This window comes from Acinetobacter soli, from assembly GCF_018139125.1.
Taxonomy (GTDB): domain Bacteria; phylum Pseudomonadota; class Gammaproteobacteria; order Pseudomonadales; family Moraxellaceae; genus Acinetobacter; species Acinetobacter soli.
Window position 1 is genome coordinate 2411393 of sequence record NZ_CP073241.1, and the last position, 23562, is coordinate 2434954.

At 33.2% G+C, this 23562-nt stretch carries 15 protein-coding genes, 3 pseudogenes and 1 CRISPR repeat array (1 of these 19 running past the window's edge); of the genes and pseudogenes, 12 read left to right on the forward strand and 6 right to left on the reverse strand.

The genetic code is table 11. The features are described 5' to 3' along the window. The first annotated feature begins 7 nt into the window (after positions 1 to 7). Genes KCV09_RS11150 through KCV09_RS11165 form a run of 4 tightly spaced genes read left to right on the forward strand, consistent with a single transcriptional unit; the run spans position 8 to position 4887 of the window. The gene (locus tag KCV09_RS11150; RefSeq protein WP_212515133.1) at positions 8 to 2161 is read left to right on the forward strand and encodes a DEAD/DEAH box helicase family protein; all 2154 of its coding nucleotides are present in this window, start codon (positions 8 to 10) and stop codon (positions 2159 to 2161) included. Next, a complete protein-coding gene (locus KCV09_RS11155) occupies positions 2154 to 2375 on the forward strand; it encodes a hypothetical protein (RefSeq protein WP_004956613.1) in 222 nt (73 codons plus the stop codon). The genes KCV09_RS11150 and KCV09_RS11155 overlap by 8 nt, the downstream gene beginning before the upstream one ends. Then, on the forward strand, positions 2372 to 4402 hold the full coding sequence (locus tag KCV09_RS11160; RefSeq protein ID WP_212515134.1) for an AAA family ATPase: 2031 nt from the start codon (positions 2372 to 2374) through the stop codon (positions 4400 to 4402). The genes KCV09_RS11155 and KCV09_RS11160 overlap by 4 nt, the downstream gene beginning before the upstream one ends. Then, positions 4399 to 4887 carry a DNA phosphorothioation-associated protein 4 gene (locus KCV09_RS11165; RefSeq protein ID WP_212515135.1) on the forward strand — a complete coding sequence of 163 codons (489 nt, stop codon included), beginning with the start codon at positions 4399 to 4401 and terminating at the stop codon, positions 4885 to 4887. Before KCV09_RS11160 ends, KCV09_RS11165 begins: the two co-directional genes overlap by 4 nt. A 118-nt stretch (positions 4888 to 5005) precedes the next feature. On the opposite strand, the gene KCV09_RS11170 is transcribed toward KCV09_RS11165, so the two are convergent. From KCV09_RS11170 to KCV09_RS11185, 4 genes are all read right to left on the reverse strand, one after another. Then, the gene (locus tag KCV09_RS11170; protein WP_212515136.1) at positions 5006 to 7159 is read right to left on the reverse strand and encodes a GmrSD restriction endonuclease domain-containing protein; all 2154 of its coding nucleotides are present in this window, start codon (positions 7157 to 7159) and stop codon (positions 5006 to 5008) included. An 81-nt stretch (positions 7160 to 7240) separates the two neighbouring features. Then, positions 7241 to 8113, reverse strand: coding sequence for a phosphoadenosine phosphosulfate reductase family protein (locus tag KCV09_RS11175; RefSeq protein ID WP_004956626.1), 873 nt, complete (start codon positions 8111 to 8113; stop codon positions 7241 to 7243). Further along, positions 8103 to 11591 (reverse strand): P-loop NTPase fold protein, encoded by a 3489-nt coding sequence (locus KCV09_RS11180; RefSeq protein WP_212515137.1) that lies wholly within the window; start codon positions 11589 to 11591, stop codon positions 8103 to 8105. Before KCV09_RS11180 ends, KCV09_RS11175 begins: the two co-directional genes overlap by 11 nt. Next, positions 11584 to 12489, reverse strand: a complete 906-nt coding sequence (locus KCV09_RS11185) for a DUF4007 family protein (protein WP_212515138.1) — start codon at positions 12487 to 12489, stop codon at positions 11584 to 11586. The genes KCV09_RS11180 and KCV09_RS11185 overlap by 8 nt, the downstream gene beginning before the upstream one ends. A 180-nt stretch (positions 12490 to 12669) precedes the next feature. Between KCV09_RS11185 and KCV09_RS11190 the strand changes: the two genes are divergently transcribed. After that, on the forward strand, positions 12670 to 12999 hold the full coding sequence (locus KCV09_RS11190; RefSeq protein WP_212515139.1) for a DUF4236 domain-containing protein: 330 nt from the start codon (positions 12670 to 12672) through the stop codon (positions 12997 to 12999). A gap of 100 nt (positions 13000 to 13099) precedes the next feature. Continuing rightward, positions 13100 to 13414: a hypothetical protein gene (locus KCV09_RS11195; RefSeq protein WP_212515140.1), complete on the forward strand. Its 315-nt coding sequence runs from the start codon at positions 13100 to 13102 to the stop codon at positions 13412 to 13414. 70 nt (positions 13415 to 13484) lie between these two features. Here the strand turns inward: KCV09_RS11195 and KCV09_RS11200 are convergent, their stop codons facing one another. After that, positions 13485 to 13748 (reverse strand): hypothetical protein, encoded by a 264-nt coding sequence (locus KCV09_RS11200; protein WP_212515141.1) that lies wholly within the window; start codon positions 13746 to 13748, stop codon positions 13485 to 13487. A 195-nt stretch (positions 13749 to 13943) separates the two neighbouring features. Between KCV09_RS11200 and KCV09_RS11205 the strand changes: the two genes are divergently transcribed. From KCV09_RS11205 to KCV09_RS11220, 4 genes and pseudogenes are all read left to right on the forward strand, one after another. Further along, a complete protein-coding gene (locus KCV09_RS11205) occupies positions 13944 to 14615 on the forward strand; it encodes a hypothetical protein (protein ID WP_212515142.1) in 672 nt (223 codons plus the stop codon). After that, positions 14615 to 16900: a hypothetical protein gene (locus tag KCV09_RS11210; RefSeq protein WP_212515143.1), complete on the forward strand. Its 2286-nt coding sequence runs from the start codon at positions 14615 to 14617 to the stop codon at positions 16898 to 16900. The genes KCV09_RS11205 and KCV09_RS11210 overlap by 1 nt, the downstream gene beginning before the upstream one ends. After that, positions 16884 to 20117, forward strand: a pseudogene (locus KCV09_RS11215) (site-specific integrase). The gene KCV09_RS11210 and the pseudogene KCV09_RS11215 overlap by 17 nt, the downstream one beginning before the upstream one ends. Before the next feature lie 214 nt (positions 20118 to 20331). Then, a pseudogene (locus tag KCV09_RS11220) lies at positions 20332 to 21263 on the forward strand (IS5 family transposase). Positions 21264 to 21334: 71 nt separating this feature from the next. Here the strand turns inward: KCV09_RS11220 and KCV09_RS11225 are convergent. Then, positions 21335 to 21460, reverse strand: a pseudogene (locus tag KCV09_RS11225) (IS3 family transposase); the annotation flags it as partial. 317 nt (positions 21461 to 21777) lie between these two features. Here KCV09_RS11225 and KCV09_RS11230 point away from each other — a divergent pair. Both KCV09_RS11230 and csx16 read left to right on the forward strand, forming a co-directional pair. Next, entirely contained in the window at positions 21778 to 22986 is a 1209-nt protein-coding gene (locus tag KCV09_RS11230) for a Card1-like endonuclease domain-containing protein (RefSeq protein WP_212515145.1), read from the forward strand. 61 nt (positions 22987 to 23047) lie between these two features. After that, positions 23048 to 23350 carry a CRISPR-associated protein Csx16 gene (gene csx16 / locus KCV09_RS11235; RefSeq protein ID WP_212515146.1) on the forward strand — a complete coding sequence of 101 codons (303 nt, stop codon included), beginning with the start codon at positions 23048 to 23050 and terminating at the stop codon, positions 23348 to 23350. A gap of 196 nt (positions 23351 to 23546) precedes the next feature. Then, positions 23547 to 23562: direct repeats of the CRISPR family, unit length 37 nt; it runs 1149 nt beyond the window's last position.

Sequence of the window (23562 nt, forward strand, 5' to 3'; positions counted from 1 at the left end):
CTCGAATATGAACACATTAAAATCATTAAACCTACTTTCAGTCTATCGCACAGAGAAAAATAATCTCTATAGTGAATTCTATCGGCCTATTTTATCCTGTGCGGTGAAATATGATCGTGCCGTTGGTTTTTTTTCATCATCCATTCTAACTAGTAGCTTAAAAGGAATTAGCAGAATTGTACAAAGTAATGGATATATAAGGCTAATTATCGGCCATCCATTAGAGCGCGATGAATATGAGATTATAAAGAATTCATCTTCTCAAAAAAAACAAGACTTAATTTCAAAATATATAGATGATTTACTAGATATGATGAAATCTGAAGAATCAAATAATCAACGGCTATTAATTTTAGGTTATCTTATCAGTATAAATAAAATAGAAATTAAATATGCTCTTAGAAGAAAAGGAATGTATCATGAAAAAATTGGTATAGTTTATGATGAGGAAAATAATATTGTTGTTTTTCAAGGATCTGCAAATGAAACACCATCTGCTTTTTTTGAAGACATTAATTCCGAATGTATAAGTGTTTATAAAAGCTGGAATGAAGAAATTTTCAATGATTATGGTAACGAATATATTAATGCATTTGAGAACTTATGGAATAATCAAAACAAGAACACCCTAACTATTGATGTATTATCCAAACAATATGAAAAAATAAATGAATTCATAAAATCAAACATCATAAAAGACACCAATCCATTAGATTTAGAAAAAATATTTACTACTTTAGATAATGAGATTGAAGAAAAAAACTCAAATAATGATAATACACCTGAACTACCTAAACACATAGGTATACACTCTTTTAAAATCAGAGATCATCAAAAAGTAGCTTTGAGAAAATGGAAGGCTAATGAATTTAAAGGTATATTAAAACATGCAACGGGATCAGGAAAAACAATAACTGCATTATATGCTTTGACTAAAATATTTGAAGCGATGCAGAAGAGCAATCAACCACTCTGTGTCATAATATCAGTTCCTTACATTGATTTAGCCAATCAATGGGTTAAAGAAGCTAATACTTTTAATATTATACCAATTCGTTGTTACGAAAATAAAAATCAATGGTACGATAATCTAAAAGTTAAAACATCTCTGTTTCAACTCAATCAAATCCCTTTTATTTGTATTTTAGTTGTTAATAAAACTTTAGTTTCTTCAGACTTCAAAGATCTCATTTCAAAAATACCATCAAGGAATTTGATGTTAATTGGAGATGAATGCCATAGACATGGTGCGGAAGAGACTAATAAATCATTACCTGATGCTAGATTTAGACTTGGTTTATCCGCAACACCTTTTATAGATGATGAAGATGAAATTGATAGTCCATTTACGAATTATGCAAAAGAAAATTTACTCAATTATTATGAATGTATAGTTGATGAATATGATCTTGAAAATGCTATCAATGATAATATTTTAACATCATACGAATATCATATTATTCCCACTTATCTAACATTTGAAGAGCAAGAAGAATATGATTCTCTTTGCTATGAAATAGGCAAGATACTTTCTCAATCAGATGGGAAATTGAAAAAAAATGAAGCGACAAGGCTCGCGATTCTTTCCTCCCAAAGAAGTCGTTTACTCGGTTCAGCAGTAAACAAACTCACAACTCTAAATTCATTAATAAAAAGCATATCTCCAGATGAACGTAAATTATCTCTAGTTTATGTAGGTGAAGGTAGAAATAATGAGGACAATAAAATTATTGATGAGGTTTCACAAATCTTAAGATCAAATAATTGGAAAACTGCTCAATTCATCAGTAGTACACCAAGATCTGAACGCAAAAACTATTTAGAGATGTTCAAAAATGAACAAATTGATGCTTTAGTTGCGATGAAAGTTCTTGATGAAGGAATTGATGTACCCGCTTGTAAAACTGCCTTTATTTTAGCAAGTACCAAAAATCCACGACAATATATACAACGTAGAGGCCGAGTTCTAAGAAAATTTCCTGGAAAAGACATTGCTACGATATATGATTTTGTTACTTTGCCTTGTCCTGAGCATCAAAGCGCTTATGCAAAAACTCTAAAATTTTCAGAATTAGAAAGAATTAAAGATTTCACCTTACTTGCTATTAATAAAGTAGATATAGAATCTATGATTGATTCATTGGAGTTACGGAATGTCTGAACTAAAAGATACTAAAGAAATATTTGCTGAAGCGCTGAGAGTTGTTGAGTTTCAAAAAGAGACACCTCTTCGCCAATTAACACGTAAGATATTGAATGAAGAAAGACAATATCTATATTCAGAACAAGGTGTATATCAACGTAGAAAAAATATACGTACTTTTATTGATGAAGCTCGAAACTCAGGTGATTTTCAAATTGGGGAAAATAAATGAAAATTGAATCAATAACGTTAAACAATTTTAGACAATTTTATGGAAAACAAACTATTAAATTTTCTACCGATAAGGAAAAGAATGTTACTTTAATCCATGCCGAAAATGGTGTAGGAAAGACCGCTTTATTAAATGCAATTAGATGGTGTTTTTTTGGTGAAACCACTCAAAACTTCAAAGATAGTAAGGTACTACTGAATCATACAGCAAATGATGAAGGAGAAAAAAAAAATTTTGTTGAAATTGTTTTTATTGAAGATAATAAAAGATTTACTTGCCGTAGAGAAAATACAAATCAAAATAAAATTTATTTTTCTATTTATGAAAATAAAGAATCAAATGACACTAAGATTAATGAACCAGATCTATTCATTAATTCTATCATCCCTAAAGATATGGTCGACTACTTTTTCTTCCAGGGAGAAGGTATTGGAAGTCTTACTTTATCAAATACTGGTGCCAACAATAAAGTAAAGTCCGCAATTCATAAAGTTTTAGGTTTCACAGTAGCAAATCAAACATTAGATGATCTACATGTTATTAAAAAAGAATACCTAAGTAAAATTGCAGACCTAGATAAAGGGGGTGAACTTACTAAGCTCTCTACAGAAATCTCTAAATTAGAAGAGGAGATTCATACCTCTACTAATCGACTTGAGAAGTGCCATGAAAATATTGCAATGTATGAAAATAAAATTTCTGAGTTAGATAAAAGACTGCACGAAAGTGATCACAACGTGATCAAAGAAAATTTAAAACACCGAAAAATATTAGAAGCTGAAAAGAAAAAAATTGAAAATGAGCTTCAAACAAAACAACTATTAAGAAAAAAAATAATTGCAAAATATGGATTTGCTATTTTTGGCGCTCAATTAGCATCACAAGCTTTAGATTTCATTAATGAAGAGGAATTCAGAGGTACAATTCCTGCACCCTATAATGAAAATTTAGTAAATCAAATATTACAAGAAAAAAACTGTATTTGTGGTGCTGAGATTCATGAAGGTTCTCAAGCCTATCAAAATATTAAAAAACTTCTCGAAAATGCAGCTGATCCACTTCAAGGTAATCGAGTTATTCGTGCAAGAGAAGTTTTAAAGTCGATACGTGAAAAAAATAAAGATGCTCAAATACATTTATTGGCTAACATCGGAGATATTAGTAATTTAAAAGATAGATTTGAAAAAGTTAAGAATCAACTGGAAGAGATCTCACTTAAATTAGCTAATATACAACTCGACGAAATCAGTAGTATTGAAGAAACGAGAAAAGAGTATTTAGATACTCAAATGAAAGAAAGCCGTGCTATTGGAATTTTTACCACAAGAATTGATCAGAGTAAAAAAGAACTACTCACAAAGACAAATAGATTGAACCAAATCCAATCGCAATCAAAAGATCTTGTTATTTACAAGCAATCACATGATATCTTAAAACAAGTTGAAAACCTTATTAGATCTACATTAGAAGATGCTGAAAAGTCCATGGTAAGTGACTTGCCTGCGATGATTAATAATCTTTTAGAAAAATACGTTCGCCAAGATTATAGGGCAAGTGTAAATAAAGACACTTATGAAATTCGTTTAGTAGATAGACAGGGTCGTAAAGTCGCGGAAAGTGATGGTCAACAACTTTTGCTAAGCCTAACTTTCATTTCATGTTTAATTGAGCTTGCTGCAAAACGAAAAAATGCAAGTGGAGAAATTCTTACTCCAGGAGCAATAGCCCCCTTTATTATTGATGCACCATTTGGAGTATTAGATAATAAATACAAAGGTAATATGGCAAAATCTATTCCTGAATCAGTTGAGCAAGTTGTTTTCTTACTTTCTTCTAGTCATTGGCAAGGTTCTGTCGAAGAAAATATTAGGTCTCGGATTGGTGCTGAATATAACCTTGTAGCAGAAGTGAAAGCTGATCAAGGATCGAAAGACAAATATAGTATTTTTATTCAAGGTCAAGAATTCGATACTGTTAGGTATAACTGCCCAGTCGATCGCACAAGCATTGAAGAGGTAACCGCATGAATAACATAGAAAATACCAAAATTGATTGGCGCAACCGAAATGTTTATCGTGATCGGAAACATGAGCATTTAGTAAAACTCCTTGTTGAAGACAAAGAGACGGCAATTTTTGACTTTAATAAAGAACTCATGGTATTTGCAGCAATGGTGGGATATTGTTTTAATGTTAAGAAGCCTCTTTCTAGTGATAGAATTCAAATTACATTAGGCACATATGCAAGTTCTGAGGATGACGGTTTCATTTATTTGCTTGCGTTAATGGAGCAGCGTGATGCTACTTGCTTGAAAGAATCTCATATACAAGACTCTATCAAGATTTTTGAAGAATATTGTAATGGCGGATTAGATCTTATAAACGATTGGTTTAATACATCTAAAGGAAGAGCAGATCTTCTTAAATTAGATACTTTAGAAGAAAAACTGATGGAACAACTTGCTTCAAATAATTTAATAGAGAACAATGTTGAACTAGATGTTGATTTCTAAATATTTTAATTAATTTGAGCTAAATAAAATTTAGCTCAAATTAATTCTAAAAGTTAAAATAAAAATAGATAAATTATCATGCTAGGTGTTTTAGCAAACTCAAATCATATAGCAACTTTTATATTTCAATGCATTGCTTAAACCAGTCAATTAAACGATTTTTTCTTTGAATAAAAAACTGTGCTGTAGGAATACCATTTTCATCAGAATATTCACATAGAAGTTTTTGAGTTTCATCCATAATAAAATGCTTTTCTAATCCAACTTGTTTATAAAAGTCAAAACTATATATAAGTGGTAAATTTGATTTTTTTATATTTGTCGTTTTAGGCAATGGCATAATATTTCCTATACCATTTATATAGTGCTCTCTGAGTTCATCCTGAAAATAGTACTTTGAAAACTCTGGAGTTGGATTTTGAGCTTCCATATGGTCGAGTTCTAGTTCTTTAACTTGTTCGTCAGTAATACTAAAAGAAAAAAACTTATTTTTAAGCACATTATCTTCTAAGGATAGTTTTAATAATCTAGCAAATAGTATTCTTATCTTTAAATTTGCACCGAATTTCCACTCTTCAATCCATTTATTAAATTCATCCTGAGGATAAATAGAATTAGATCTAGCTATGAACACACAATCTCTCAACCCAGTAGTCTTTAAGTAATTTAATGAAATTAAATTAACAGCTAATTGTCTAGGTAAAATTGCATCCTTTGAAAGCATTGAAGTCTTCCAAATTATTTTTGCTTGATTTTCTATCCCATTATCTGCCGAGTTTTGATATCTTAATTCTTCAAATAATTTTTGTAATTTTTCAGGATTAAAATCAGGAATTTCATTTTTAACGTAACTTAGTAAATAATTTACAAAACCAGACAAAACCCCTTCTTGTTTTAATGCCATTAATAAATGAACAACCTTATAAGTAGTTGATGAGTTTTTATCATATTCAGCTTGTACGGCAGAAACATCTTGAGATCTAAACTTAATACCAAAAACTTTTACAAAAATTTTACATGCTTCAAATATATTAAAATCTCTTTTTATATTTTTTTCATCATACTCTGATAATTCAGAAAAATAATTATTTAACACCGTCCTATACTCTTTTGTAGCTTTATGAGTAATTTGGATAGAGCCACTAATAAAAACAATCGAAAAATATGTTACTAGTTTTTTTTCTGAATCCGAAATACCTGGAGGATATATTTTTTCAATCCATTGTTGATCTAAAAGCTGTAAAATTTTATCTTTCTTTAAATCATCAATTACGGTATTTTTTACTACAAAGTTTTTATAAAAAAGATTTTTAATTAAATCTAAATCATCTAAAGCTAGAGCTCTATCATTTAGAACCTCAAATAATGTATATGCATCTTCAGTATTACCTGTTTGTATAAGACATAACTTTACTTCTTTTAAAAAATCACTAATTTTGGACTTCAAAGCACTTCCGCGAACAAAAGAATTAATATTCTTTACTTTAAATCCCTCATCATCAACAATTTTTTGAAAGCTCTCATATACTTGAGTAATTGCATTTAAATATGTTCTTTCATTTTCATTAAAAAAATTATTATCATCTATATTCTTAATATAAAATTTAGGTATATTTATATCATCTAAACTATAAATTGTATTACTCAATACCTTGGCAACAGACTTATTAAATATTGATCTATCATAAGTTAAGAATAATTTAGTAGATTTTAGTTTTTCCTCTAATAACTCAATTTTTTCAAGATCATTAGTTGATTCATTTAACGACAGGAAAAAGCTCTGATTAAATAACTTAATGGCTCCTTCAAAATCTTCATCTTGTCTTAGCTCATATATACTTTCACCAAGTTCATGTAATTTTGTGATAAGGCTTTGATCATTAAAAAGATATTCGGTTGCAGAAACTAACTCACTATAAAGCGTTTTAAAATCAGGGAAATATTTTTGGTCCCTAAGACTTACAGACACTAATTCTCTTAATACTAGAAATTTTAAAAAATTTGCCAAAAAAAGTGTTGTAAAACGCTGCTGACCATCAATTAAGTCATGCTCTTTATTGTCTGATGCTACCGTAACAATTGATCCAGAAAAGTAATCAGTTTTCTTCTCATGATCGTTCCAATCTGAAATTAGTTTTTCAACATTTTCTTTTTCCCAACGGTAAGGTCTTTGATAATGCGGAACTTTAACACCATAATTTTTTCCAACTCTATCATTAATACATTGACTAATAGCATAAAAATTTCTAAGTTCCGCACCCTTTAAATCCATTATTAGACCTTAACCTTAATAAATTTATATTTATAAATATATTACATTTTATTGATTTTACAATCCATGCTGAAAATACATTTACTTATAACAAGTTACGCAAGCACCGGCACCCTCTACTTCATCATAGACCGCATCTAAATCAATCATCTCTATTAATTGCTCATCATAAAGAGCATTACGACGACGTTTTGTCTTAAACTTCTCAAGTTTTTTCTCATGATCAGCTTTAATTTGTGCAATACGTTCTGGATCCTCAAGTGTACTCAAAGGCGTATTTTTCCCCATCCAATAATAAGTTTCGCCATTTGTCGACTTTGCATCAGCTAACTGCTTCTCATAAGCTTTGGCTTCTTCAAATTTTTCTGGATGTCGCTCCTTCAAACGTACCCATTCAATTTTTCTTTGATAAAAACAAAAAGTACAGCCACTACGAGAACGCCATTCATAATATTTAGGCAAGCCTAATCCCGTACCTTCTAGAATATTAATAATATCCTCTTTAACTAATCCATCCTCAGCGAATGGCATTTTAGTCGTTAAAAATTTCTGAGTCGGGACATAACCTTCACGCCATGGCTCATCTGCACGAATGCCGACATAACTAATAATTTCATAACCCTCATCTAAAAAAGGCTTTACCCATTTTTCAAATGGGACCAATTTCATTTGGACAGTACACCAACGCTGATGTCCCGAGGGAAGAAAGTGATTGTATTCTTTCAGCCAATAATCAAAATCCTTATCGGCTCCCAAACGTAAAATTGGTTTACCCAAATAAGCTTCTAACTTATTCAGGTAGTCCATGACTTCAGGTAATTCTTTTCCTGTATCAGTAAAAAAATACTCTATATCTAACTCAGGATAGTTATCTCGCATATAGACAGCTAATGCTGCACTATCCTTTCCTCCTGATAGTCCTAAAACATGTTTGATGGGTTTATCATTTTTCATGTTTCTTTTCCTCACCTATCGGGTACAAATATTTTTTTAAAAGTTGATACAAGACTACTGCCTTAGCATCGTCACTTAGCTCTATAGCATTAACTTTTTCATCTAATGCTAATTCTAAATTATCGAGTTGACTTTGAATTTTGTGATCAACAATGACATCCCTATTGTATTCCTCAAAACCATTAGCAGTACTTACGATAATTGCTAATGATTTATGCTGTTGATTTGAAGTTAAGTCAGGATGTGCATTTTTAACAAAGAAGCTTAACTGTTTAAATCGCTGTATATAATTAGGTAAAGCTTCAAAAGCTTTTTTCAAACTATCATCACTCCAATCTCTTTCAGGAATTTGACCAAGTAAAGTGATCATATTACTCATCCATTGAGATGAATCAGATGAGCTTTTAGAGAGGTGCTCAGCAAATTTCTTCATTTGCCAGTCAGCAGCTGACTGACTGACTGATTTCGCTTGTTCAATAATCTCTGGAGTAATTTCACCTAACTCTTGATGTAAGCTTTTTTTGAATTTCGTAAATAAATCCGATTTTGCATTTTGAATAGTAATGAAAAAGTCTGAAATATCAGTAAGAATTTGCCCATCAGTCTTTTGGCCCACATCTAAGAGATCATACATATCTTCAAATAACAATTTGTACGGATCATCGGCCTTAACAATATAAGCTCTAAGTTGCTGTATTTTTTCTTCAAAAAAATCCACATCTTTGGAAAATTTAACCCAATTAGATTGTTTAACAACGTGGGAGACTAAGAAGCGAGCAACCAATAAAGGAGTGGCTTCTATATTCTTGGAAAATATATTGTTAATGCTTTCAGCCAATAACTGTATGAAGCGATTTTTTTCTTCCGGTTCCTTGATAAACTTTACAGCAACTTCGTTTGGACGCTTAACAAGTTTATTTAGGAACTCATCATCCATTGAGCTAATGAAACGAAACTCTTGAGTGATATCCTTATCATAAAATGCCAAAGCACTTTCCTTAGCCATCAACAATGCTAATCCAAAAATTGGCAACAAACCTTGAGGAACTCCAAATGGAGGCTTTGACCATTCAGTGTATAGTTCCGATAATGCCACTAATTTTTTATTTTCTTTAAATAGTTTATAGCCTGTTTCAAACATATCTGAAACAAGTTTTAAGTTATGCCTACGTTCTGAATTTCCCTCATTATTAAATTCAGGAATGACAAATGACCATTCTCCTTTATCTTCTTGATACTGATGCAAACCTAATTGTTTTAAGCAGGATAAGTAAATAGCCTTTTCCGGTGGAAACTTATCTATACCTAAATTTTCTTGGTCAGAACTTTCCAACATCTTTTCTAATAGCTTTCGGCGGCCAGCTGCTGCCGAACTAGAAACATCATGCCGGACAACTAGTTCATTCGATACTGATGGACAAGCAAAAAATATCTTATCAGCGATTTCAGAAGCAACCATCGATAATGATTTAGATAGGATTTTTTCTCCAGAAAAATACCAGTTAACATCTTCAAAAGATTGTTGAAATAAAGAATCTATTTGCTGATACGCATAATTTAACCGTTGCTCGTATTCCTTTTTCGCAACTGGATCTATCATTAATTTAGGTTGATCTTTATGAATTTCTTTTAAGGCAAAAATCTCTTTAGACCAGTTCAAAATCTCGTTTAATTTTTTTAGCTTAGAAATAACTAAACTAGGGTATTGAGAGGAAATTTCAGCAAGTTGCTTAGAGTTTAAAGTTTGGCCTGTAATTAAAACGAAATGTGCAAATGCTTTCGTATCTTGTAAATTACCACTATTAAATAAACGCTTTAACCCCGAAATATCAGAGATTAAATGTTGATCCATCCAACGCATTACACCTTTTTGTTGATAGTGTCTTTTCGCTAAGATAGAGGTGCCTTTATAATCAATATGCTCAAAATAATCCTGTTGATTACTTAAGGTTTGTAACTTTTCTTCCAACAAATGTTGGATATTGAGTTCAGATGTCTCGACAACTTCATAAGAATCTGTACGATTCCAATGAGTTATGACCCCCCAAGATTTCAGGTTGTTTAAACATTTATCAAGAGAGTCTAATGAATCTGCAGAAGTAGGTAATGCATTAGCTATTAGTTTTTTTGTTGGATAAACCCCTAATGATTTTCCAAACAAATTCATCATCGCAATAGCTTTGACTATATTAAAATACAGCTCATCTAAATGAGCGTTTGTACTCTCTTCTAACTTATTTAGCTGCTTACTTAATAAAGTAAGAGACTCTTCAACAACTCCCCAAGAGTGCCCTTCTTTAGAACCCAAAATTTGATGTTGTAAGTTATGACTTAAATAATTCCATAAGTCGACTATAGTATAGGTTTTATAATATTCAACATCAGCTTCTAAGAATTTTCTAAAACTTAAAGGCTCAACTGATAAAAGAAAACTAAAAATACTACGTTCATTTTGACTAAAACTACTTTTAGCAATAGCTCCTAACAAAATAGTAGTCAATGGATGCAATGGTAAAGCATTAATAAAATACTGCTTAATTTTAGGACTACTTTCAGTCAATCTTGAACTAATTGATAGCATTGCATGATCAATTAATCGTTCATTTAGAATCGCAACAGGATCAGGAATTTTGTTCTTTGTTCTTTTTATCGTTTTAGAGACTAAGGCAACAGACTCATCTAAAGAAATTCTATATGCAATATCGATATATCGCCCTTGAATCTTAGCCCATTCAACTGCTATTTGATGACTTAAGCCTTTCGCATAGTCAGAAAAAGCTTGGTGAAGTACTCCTAAGAATATAAAAGGGCATTCTTTTGAAGAAAGCCTATTAATTTTTTCAGACAATTCCTGAAAAAGATGTAAATCACCACTATTTCTAGCAATATGATCTAATAATTTACCCATCTCATCCAAAATGAAAATACTGCCAGATATTTTACCATCTAATGCACGAAATACCTGATCTATCCACTCTATTAGCTGTTGTTCATTCCTAATTTCTTCAGATAAGAAAAACAAATCATCCTGAAAAAGCTCTATCAGTTTTGTATCCTGTAAAGCTTTTAAAATAGATTTATAAAACAATTCTGTAGGTGAAGTTACCCCTCCTACAGCTTTAATTATTAGCCAAGGTTTTTCTTCAGAAAAATTAAAAGACTTATCAAATTTTTTAAGCAATCGTTTATCATTAACAAGATTTCGTGCTGCAGTACGTATAGCATCATTCTGATGTAACAGACCTGTTAATATGGCAGCTAAAGTAGATTTTCCTGTTCCATAACTTCCTGTCAAAGTGAAAGTTGACTGCCCAGAAGTTTCGAATGAATCAATAATCGTCTGTAAAGAATTATAAGCTGTTCCGTGAAAAACAACTTTATCAAAAAACTCTTTTGATATATCTGTATCTAATCGTGTAGATAAAAGATGATTAACATGAATTTGATAATAATGATTCAAATTTTCTACTTTAGTCATTTTTTGTTTTTCCACGATAAATATTTACTAAGAGTTCATCTAAATTAACTTCATTGATTTGATCGCAAGCTAAACTCCTCATACCTAAGGTATCTGTCCATTTAAACCGATCATCAATTAATGCGCACTGATTTAGAAAATAATCGACAGCTGCATTATTCAAACGAAATAGTTTCCCGGGACTTCCAGGATTTGTTGCAATACTATCGACACTAATAGTAGGTGATTGATTAAAATTTTCTTTCCAGAAATCGGCTAAGCAATATAAAAAAACTTGCACAGGTAAATTTTTTTGCTCTAGCAAGTCTGCTTTAAATTTATGAGATTCAATTTGATAGATTAAATTTAGTTCATTCAATGGGGAAACAAATGCATCTTCATTCAGCTGCTTTCTACTGAGCCTTTTTGCATAACATAAGACAAAGCAGTCAAAATCTTTTTGCAAGGTTGCTATTGAGGGAACTTTAAGTCCTGCTGACTCTAACCAACCAACTAAGTCACTAACTAATTCTGTTTTATCAAAGACTTGCTTATTTGAAAAATTAAAATACCACCTAGCAAAAGTTAAGTCATTAAATCGTTTTTGAATGAAATAATGTAACAGCCAAGTTGATTCATTTAACTCCAAAAAAGGATCGTAATTTTTAAAAATTTCACCTAATTTAGTTTCATAACCTATTTTATTATTCTCTTTATTTTGTAAAGGCATTAAACCAGAAATATCGGCCCAATATTTGATACTATTGACCATATTTTTTCCTACACCTAATTCAACAACTTGCTTCTCAATATCTTTTTCATTTAAATTCAATGTATTATAAGCTTTATTTAACCAACCATAACGCAGAGCAAAAGTTTCATGCCCTGAAAAATGTAACGTAAAATTAGTAGAGTTCATTAAAAATATTCACTGGAGACTTTCCTCCAGTAAGATTACTACTATTGACATATATATTCAATAAATTGATTTTTCTGACTAGACAACAAAATAAATATTTTTCAACAACTTAAATAAATTATTAGTAAATTTCAATGTAAACTATATTTTATTTTTGACATTTAATATTTGAGAAAAAGAATGGGCTTCAGATTTCGCAAGAGTATTAAAATATTACCTGGATTAAAAATCAATCTGACGCATAAAGGCATCAGCAGTGCAAGCATTGGCAAACCTGGTGCTTCTTTAAATATTGGCAAAAAAGGCACCCGAACCAGCGTTGGTATTCCAGGCACAGGCCTATCCTATTCCAAGCACCAACCCTATCAAAATAGAGCTAGCAACCCAGAGAATCCTGCTCAGAAACAACAACCGTTCTATACACCAGATACCGAGCAACCCAAATCGAAGATCTGGATTTGGGTAATTTTTGGATTATTTTGTTTTATTGTCGGGGCTATTATTTTTTAGAATTAGCCGTCCTTTGTACCCATAACATTCATTCCGCTAAGCAAAATTTAATTCACTCATTACTATGGACGGATGTTAAATACAATAAAGGCTGCCGCTGATGTCTGATAATGACAGTACTCTGGATTATGATGAAAATGATTTAATCGATTCTCCCTTGTCTCAAATTTTACAAGAGGATAATGAGCAAATTGAAGTTCTAATTTATCGATTACTCGATAGTGACTGGACACTGGAAGTGGTAAACCAAAATGGTACTTCTACGGCATGGGATGAAACATTCGCGTCAGATCAGGAAGCTCTATCTGTTGCTTTAGATGGAATTAAAGCCGCAGACGGTATTCAAGCATTTTCCGAACTCAGCGACCTCGAAGCAAAGAAAAATATTTTCCCTGAATCCCTTACTCGCCATTAAAAATGAAGCTGCTGGCTTGAATCTGAATCAGTATTTTCTGGATTCTTAGAACCTGTCGCGATGAATAGGTTCACTTCAACCCAAACCCATCTAGGGTTGAAGGGTCAAAAGTTTCATCAAACATAAACTCATCTGCTCGCTCTTTTTTTAATGTCGCCAAGGCATAAAAGAAACATTTTTCACATAACTGCAATTCATATCTTTCCCCGTCATGCTTAGAACCATAGCCCCAATGTGCGGATAAAGTTCCAAACTTCAGTTTCGTTGATTGGTTGCATACATCACATACAACATCTGTAACGACTTCTACCTGTTTCAGTTGTTTAATTTGCATATTAAGAACCTCTTAGTTTTAAAATAAATAGCATTGCTATAAGTTATGACCCAGTTCTTAAAAATATAAAAAAACCACAATATATTGTATATAGTTTGTAAATATACACAAAATATAGGGTAGATCGATCTTGCTTAATATTTCAGAAAATTATAAGAATATTCACTTGATTATTTTTTACCTTTATGAAGGACTATGGAAACGGCTTTTGATTTCAATGAAAAATTTGGCGCACCTAAAAAATTGTTGTGCAAAAATTTTAGTAAAATCCAAATCAGTATACACCCTGATTTTTATGGAATTTATCTTTGCTATCAAGAGGCTTTCAAATCCTTAAAAGCTGATCTATCAATATTTACTTCTTACCCTAAAATCCGCGTCTGGAAAGACCCTAATAGATCTGGCTATACCATCGCAAATGCCTGTCAGTGGCACTTATATTGGTCTAAGAACACACCTAAGAATATCAACTTACTCATTCATTTTTTTCCTCAAGATGAGGACAAAATTGAGCTATTAAAAAAAGAGGCAAGTTTAGAATTCATGAGATTTCTGGCCTCTTATCACCATGATCTGGATCGAATGAATCCTGCAAAAATGCAATCGCTGATCAATGCACATATTTCATATGAAGTTATCTTGGCTTTAAACAAAGAAAATTCTTTCAAACCTCACCGTACTATGAGTTTAGACCTGCTAGCAAAACTACTCTCATTCACACGAAATCAGCTGAATTATCGAAATAAAGTTATAAACCGGAAAAGACAGAAGGTTTTTGATCAACTGCAACAAACCAGTGGAATTGTGCAACAACTTTTAAACAATGTGGACTTCGTTCTCACGCCAGATCAGCTATGGAAAGCATAATGTCAGAATATAACCCAAGCCGTCAAAATGCTGCTGATCTTCCGCGGGTATCATTAAAACAGACACTGGAAAAACTCTTTGGTAATGAGCAGTTCAACCGTGCAGAACATATTCAATATATTGCTGATTTACTGACTTTACACCCCACTGATCAATATCTGAAGGAGCTGAATCTCGATCTATTAGATTTTGATCTACAAACTAATTCTGTTGTTGCTAGACCCGCTGCCTTGGTCTCCTCTCGAAAACATACTGTTAGTGCAACACCCGTTACTTGGTATGTGAACTCAATTGCACAATTAGTAAAGTCAGAAAAAAATGCCTTAACCTGGAATATTCTAGTTTTAAAAGCGGCAATTTATTTAATTGCTCTTCCTGAGCTTAAACCAGAGCTTTTTAAACAAGCACACACAGAACATTTCAATACCGTAAAGCGCTTATTCCAGCGCTTTAGGACTGCAAATAAAAATTTAGATACTGAAAAAAAATATCAAAATACAGAAGAGTATCAACGTCTCTGGAGTACCTATCTTCAAGATCCAACACAGAGCTTAGAACAATTTATTCAACATCTGATCACATTAGATACGGATGAATTGCCTGAGTTTGATCGTAATCTACTCAATGATATTCGGATTACTTTTAACTACATTTTAAAAAACAAAGCGAAGATTGCACGTGCAAGTATCGATACGCAGCTTCAACATCAGTTTTTTGATGAAGAACAATTCATTGAAGAAAGTATCGAAATCAAAAAAGGGGCTAAATCTAAAGCACTGAATATAGAAACCTTAATCGATGAGCCGATTAATCGGCAAATTGTTGTCAATCCAACTGACGTCACACCACTCGCAGCACATTCAGAAACGAGTCAAAGTTATGTTCTACCGCTTGTTGCAAAACATATTCAACGCAAAGAACATTTACTCACGTCGAGTAGTTTTTTTCCGAATCCATCTAGCGTGAACCATCTACTGAAAAGACTTCATGTGGACTACTCTGAACATCAAAATAAAAGTGCTTTGATCCTGATGCTCGCATTTTTAACAGGCAACAGTGTGAATGAGTGGCTATATATACAAAGCAAGCGAGCTAAAAACTTAAATAACCGCCAAAAATTGATCCATAAAAATGATCAGTTCTTCTTAAGCAGTAAATTTCATGTATTTAAAAACCGTGATTTTGAGTATTCAAAAAGCTTGCTTAATCAGACGATCTATTTAGACATTCCAATCCCGAATCTATTCATTGAGGATCTCCGCAAAATGGATTCGGTTAGTTTCGATGATATACAGCAATATTTACGCAAATTAAGACAAGAATTATTGATTCCAAAACTGTCTGTCGTAAAGGTAAGTTCTCTACTGCATCATACGGTTCTTGCAAAAACAGGGAATAAACAACTCGCAGATTTAATCACAGGGATTGATGCCAATCAGTCATCTTCTGTTTCTTATTGTCATCAGAATATTCCACGATTACATGCACAATATGTTGATATTCTAAAATCACTTTGTGCAGATGTAGCAAGCATATATGAAAGCTATACAGCGATTACACCACCTGATGAAAACCTTAATTTTGGAAGTCGCAAAGCACCCAAGCCACAGGTCATTACAGAGATTTTTTCTGTATTAAAATACAATATTTTTTCACAAGCAGAAGATGATTTAATTTCAATTTTTAATCATTACAATATCTGGATGTGGCATATCCTCCTTCTTTTTACAACAGCGCGACCCGTTGCTGAGTTCCCTGGATTTCTTAAAAACTTTAATTTAAAACGCCAAATTTTCATGGTTTCTGACAAAGAAGTAGGCGGCCGCAATGGATTCGGACGTCTAATCCCACTTTGTTCATTTTTAGTTGAAGAGATAAAAAAATTCCTTAAATTTTTAGAAGATTTTTCGACTCAAATCATGATAAGTCATCCAGCTTTAAGTGATGTTATACAACAAATAGAAGCAAGTAAGCTGCCCTTTTTGGGAATCATCCAAGATGATGAGTGGAAACCACTAAGTCCTTCTACAGTCAAAGATTTCCATCCTGAATTAGGACTTGATCATGCAAATTGGCATCGCCATACAGCTCGTGCATTTTTGACTCATAAAATTACCGAACCTGAGATTTTAGCTCTCTTTGGACATGAGCTCATGCAACAAGAAGCAGCTCATCCTTTTTCCAGTTTATCGCTCTCTCAATTCTTTAAAATTGCGAATATTTTAGAGCAAATGAAAGATCAATTTAAAATTAGCGGGATTGAAGTTCATGTCATCATTCAATAAAAAAATCCCAAAAAAACGCTATGCTGAAGATAGACGTCAACTTCAACGTGATGAATTATAAAAGAACCTACGAGCTGATGCAGAACAAGAGCTCCGACAGTACTTTGATGAGCAAAAATTCTCAAATGAAGACTTGATTCAAGCTTATCCTGCAATTTATGAGTTTATTAAACGTAAAGCACCGAATCTTGCCTGGAAAAAATATGCTCATGAATTCTTCCGAACATATATCAAAGACCTCAATAAAAGTAATAGCCTAGACCTCCCACTACCTTATCTCACCTTTGAGATGAAACGCGATGAACCAATTTTCACCCTAGATTGGATCCAAGCCGGTCATGAAATTGACATCATCCTTGAAAAACTGTGGGATTACTGGACTCTTGCTCAAGATAGTTCTGCTTTTTCTGATGATGAAATTATTGGGAATATTCTGCTTTGCTCAATGTTATACGGTGGATTAAATCAAACAGCTTCATTAAATGCTTTGCTCGAACATTTAAAAAACCCTGAAAAAATCCAAAAAATTTTCGATTTTAATATCATCTTTTTAGAGCCACTTTCTCCAAGCTATGGCGATCTATTTGTTGATGAAAAAACAATACGAAAATCGCGTAATTTTGTTCCAGATCAACTCACACGACTTTGGCTCATTCATTTTAATACAAGACAAATTCATGACATCAGTCTAAACGTGAATGCGTATCTACACCTTATTTTTCAAAAAATAAAACATCCATACACCAACAAGACTTTTAAGTTTTTACGTGACTACGCCAATTTTAATTGGCTACAACTGCAGAATGCAGATGTTGATCCTGCCCTCTCACAATGTTTGTTAGAAAACACACTCACGTGTGGTTTATCAGAACATGAGTTTGAAAACTTTGCATTCCCAAAATTTAAAACTCAATTAAGTGATGAAATCGAACGAAATGTCTCTTCTACAGCCAAAGTCCTACCAGATCTCAATACATCTGAAGCAGTAGAAAATGTGATATTTATTCATAAAAACTTGCTGAAAATGATTCGCACATCATCAACAGACCAACCCATTGCTAAACTCATTATTGATTTTTGCCTACTTCACCAAGAGCAGTTTAATGAGTTTTCTAAACGTATTATTTTGTGGCTCATTAGTCTCTATCAACCAAGTTCAGAGCAAATAAAAAAATTATCAGCAACCTTTGATTTTGATACAACTCAGTACATGAAGGCATTTCAAGACAATCAAAAACTCGCAGATAGTTCAATCTATACATATTACACCCGGATCGCAGAACCTTTTTTAACTCATGCCTTGCAATACTTCGATGCCGACGATGACATTAATGATCTGCTGAACAAAATCTATCAACAAATCATTAGCAATACACGACTTGCTGATGAAGCAGATCGACCTGAGTTTAAAAAATCTAAAGACTAAACAATCCGTATGTTGAAACGCTTTCACACCTTTCAACAAATTGTTTTTCAAGCAGAAGATTTCGAACTTGAATTTATTGCATCGCAAAGTCGACCACGGGCATGCATCATAGGTCACACAGCCTTCCAGGTCATATTAAAGAAGTTAAATCAGCTCTTACATGACCAATCCATCTCAGACCATCACTATAAATTATTAAAAATCATTTATATTTTGGCTTACCGTACTGGTATGCGTATTAACGAAATACTCGGGTTACGTGTAAAAGATATCGAGGGTTTAAATCAATTTTCTATCTGGGTTCAACCTTATGGTTCTAAAAAACAAGGGAATCAACATCTGCTCAAAACGGATAGTGCGGAACGGATTGTGCCTGCATACGCTTTACTAAAAGATGATGAGTACCAATTCTTTGGCGATTTTATTGTTGAAAAACGCTTAGAGAATAAGAAAAGTTTATATTTATTCAGCAACTTGAATGAAAATAAAAAACTCAATAAACACACTGTCACCGTACCTCTAAAACTGATATTAAATCAGGTCTTTAAAGGGCATCATTACTCCTTTCACTCTTTTCGTCACACTGCAGCGAATCATTTATCGCTTTTACTGAACTGTGAATATGCACCACTTGTGCAAAAGCTAACTGACTATAGCGAAAACGAATATCAAAAAATTCGAGCTGAGCTACTTCAAAATCAACATGGACAAAACCATTGGTTTGTTATTGCACATCTCTTAGGACATATAGAGCCAGTTGAAACATTCAAAAGCTATATTCATTTAAGTTATCTCATAGCTGGTCAAAAACTACTAAAACATCATCCAGATATGCCTAATGAATTGGCTAAAAAAATTATGGGCCACAATGCAACGTTTAAAAGTTTGCAAATAACAAATGATGAAAAAGACTTTAATTTTGAAAAAAACCAAGCCGTTCTAGCAACTATATTATTGAACGATCAAACAAAATGGATTCAAAGTAATGCTACTGACATTTTAGATGAACTATCGTTACAAATAGATCAATCCCATGATTTTTTTGCTTTCTTTGTTGGAACAGAAGATTCTAAAATTTCACTTCAACGCTTCTATGAAACGCTCAATATATTGGAGACTACTCACGATCCTAAAAGTGCAGCTCAACGTATGTGCTTACCAGAAGAACTCGTCAATTATTGGTATGAAAATGCCCTAAATTTAGCAAATATTAAATCAAAAAAAGGGAATCCCCGTTTATTTAGTATTGATAGCTCAACCCACTTAAAACCAGCAATGCTTGATAGCGCTGAAGAGCTTCATGCAGTGACTTATTTTTTTGAACATCTACAGAAAATAGCTCGTAAAAATCCAATACAAATTGCATACGTCCTGAATGTATTTTTAAATCGAGTGACCGCATCACATACCGGTATCCATTATCGCTGGAAGGATATCGATCAACTCGAACATTTTTACTCCCAAGTTAAGGCTTTATTTCCTGCCAAATTTTGGCACTTACTTGGACAAGATTTGCAAACAAAGTTAGATGCTAAACAACAGCCTCAACTTTTCAAATTAGCAAAAGCATCAACAGATAAACATCCATCGACTCTAGAGGAGTTTCCTCGTCTACAACTCTATTCAGTCAAAGATGGTCATGCTCTTGCTGCATTTAAGTTTTGCTTTCATCTAGCATGTATTGGTCGCCCACGATCTGTTCAGCTTAATGAGTTAGATGACATAGCGTCTGTTACCCTACATAAGCCTATGGCTGTATTACACCAAGAGGAACTTTTTAAAACTGATTAATTTACTGATCAATTTATGATTTCCATGGTGTGATGTATACCCCTCTATAATTCTATTTTAATAGTAAAATATAGTCAGCTTTCACTATTATATAACTATTAAAATAGTAAAATATCTCTTATTTTCAATGGTCAGACTATTATCTATTGTACTTTGACAAGGCTTTGTTGCACAAATCTATCTGTAAAGGCTTTTTCAGCGATATAATTTTCAAATGAAGAAGCCTACACACAAAATCTACCACACAACCAATTGGCCCGCATATAACCGAGCTCTCATGAGTCGCGGAAATATTGCCATTTGGTTTGATCCTGCTACGCAATGTTATGCTCCATCAAAAGGCAAACAAGGGCGAAGTCAAACCTACTCCGACGCAGCTATCCAATGCTGCTTAATGATTAAATCCTTATTCCATCTATCTTTACGTATGGTCACTGGCTTTGTGCAAAGTCTGATTAAACTTTGCGGATTAAATTGGATAGCTCCAGATTACACCACGCTTTGTAGAAGACAAAAGCATATTGATATTGTAATCAGCTACCAAAAAAGTAGCGATGGGCTGCATTTACTCATGCACTATACAGGCATGAAGTTTCTAGGTGAGGGCGAATGGAAACGCAAGAAACATCGACCTAAATATCGTCGCCAATGGCGTAAACTTCATATTGGTATAAATGCTAAAACCCTAAAAATACGAGCAGTTCAGCTTACAACCAATAATGTCAGTGATTCACAGGTGCTTGGTGATTTACTTAATCAGATTCCACAAGATGAGCAAATTGACTCTGTTTATACCGATGGAGCTTATGACACCAAGCAATGCCGTCAGGTCATTGCAGATCGGCAAGCGCATGCGGTGATTCCACCTAGAAAAAATGCGAAACCTTGGAAAGATACAAAGAGTAGCTCGCTAGAACGAAATGAATTACTTCGAACAGTTGTACGTTTAGGCAGGACACTATGGAAAAAATGGTAAAACTATCATCGCCGAAGTTTGGTAGAAACCAAGATGCACTGCATCAAATTATTGGTGATAGGCTTAGTGCAAGGAGTTTTGATAGCCAAGTGAATGAGATTCATGCACGTGTAGCAGTCCTCAACAGATTTACGGAGCTCGGCCGACCTCATACCGAAGTTGTCACTTAAATTTGAAAAACTTAGGAAAGCTCTATCTTTAAAATCTTTATGCAACAAAGCCCTTTGACAAGAATACAAAATGTTTCAAGCGTACAACTAATCTTAGCTGTAATTGCTGCCCAATTCGATGGATAATCTTTTTCGGATTCTATTAATTATTGAACTGCTCTTTCTCTGATTTCGGGGGTATATTTTACTTTTTTCATCGGGACACTACGCTTTGCTACGTCTTGTGAAGCAATCCTTCTTATCTCAAGAAAATAGGGCTCTGACAAACACGGTACGGTTCAAAATGGGATTACCAAGTCATATATGATGCATCACTCGATGGTTGGAGGTGCTCCAGAATTTTACTGGCTATTCGGATTTATTGTTCTTTACAAGACCTAAGTTATTCAAATTGTCGTCTATAAAATTCTTAAAACTTAGACCACCTCAAGTTAGTAGTCTTTTTTATGATTTATTACCCAGATAAGTTATCAGATATAATTATTCATAAGCCCCTGATAACCAGATAAAATATATGCGAATCTTAGTTCTTAGTACTACTGGCCATCCTGAAGCAAATTTAGAATCTGCCCGTTATTTCATCGAAAATAAGAGCATTATTAATAAAATTACAGTACTCAGCACCACATATATGGATCAACAAGGTAAGACTGATCTTTTAGTGCAAAGTTTAAAACTTATTAGCCAAGCAGCTATTGAGATATTAAATATTCCAAACGGCTATGAAGAATCCAATATGTTTGCCATCCAAGAAATGATTTTGAATTGGGCAAACCAACATCCAGCTAAAGATCGTTTTATCTTTAATACTGCAGGTGGCACAAAACTGATGAGTATTGCAATGGATCGTGCTTCTATGCTTTTAGGTTCAGCACGCGCCGAAAGTTTTTACCAAAGTCGTGGTCAGCACGTTGTTTGGTATCAACGGCAGACCAACCAAATTGTCTACCCAATCAACAGCAATCTAAATATGCAGCAACGTGTGCTGTCACGCGGCTACCAGATTACAAAGCAACAGCCAATCACCGATATTTCACTTGAACAATTGCGCTATGCACAAATCTTAATTGATGTAATGAAAAATGATTTCCAAAAAGGACGACGCTTTTGCTCATTTATTAATAAATTGGCTTCTATGTCGGATGATGAAAACAGTTTGAATGTTCATTTTGACAATATTCAAGCGGAACAAGCCGAAGGTTTAGAGGTCCTAGCACAAATTAGTCAAGAAGCTTTCTTTTCATTTGACAGCACCTCAAGTGTAATTCAATTTAAATCTGAAGAAACACGAGATTATATGAAAGGTGGCTGGTTGGAAGTCTACAGTGGCTATGAATGCTATAAAGCACTTATTGGTTTAAACCCACAGGCAGAACTTGCTATTAATGTTGAATTAAAAAAGAAAGATACTCCAAATGAAATGGATGTCATGTTTATTCATCATGCTCATTTATATTGTATAGAATGTAAAACAGCTAAAACGATGGCACATGAACAAGCTAAAGATGTTTTGTATAAATTATCTTCTTTGCAAGATTTTGGTGGAATCAACCAAAAACAAGCGGTTATTTCGCTGTATAGTTTAAAAGATTACAACTTAACTCGTGCCAATAATTCTGAAATTCGGATATTCCAAGAACGTGATTTACTCAATTTAAGTCAGCTTATTTCAGAATGGCTACAGCCCGAATCGACAAATATCAGTCAAGGCATAAGCTTATAGATCATACGTTTGTAGTTGATCTATGACATCCTTTTACATATTGAATGATGTGGAAAATGAGATGACAGTTTACTTTATTACTCGCCATGAAGGTGCATTAGAATGGGCTAAAGAGCAGCATGTACATTACGATGTGCATTTTACTCATTTAGCAAATTTTGATGAACTGCGTGCTGAAGATACGGTAATCGGGACTTTACCTATTCATTTAGTTGCAGACTTGTATGTGCGAGGTATTCGCTATGTTCATTTATCCATGCATGTGCCTGCACATTTCAGAGGTTTAGAATTAAGCGCACAACAATTACGCGATTGTCATATCCGATTGGAGGAATTTTATGTTGTACGCCCTAAGCCAATTTGATCAGCACGCCCGTGTATGGGATTACAATTCATCTATTGATATAGTATTCGAACGAAAATTATTACAGCATATTGTTTTTTATACTTATAAGAAAAACTGTGAAATATTTTGTCATACAGAAGCTTTACTGATACATAATTTGAAATATTTAGCCTCTATAAGTCTTTGCTTTACAGAAGAAAAAAATAGAGGTAGAGTCTGAACAGACTTCC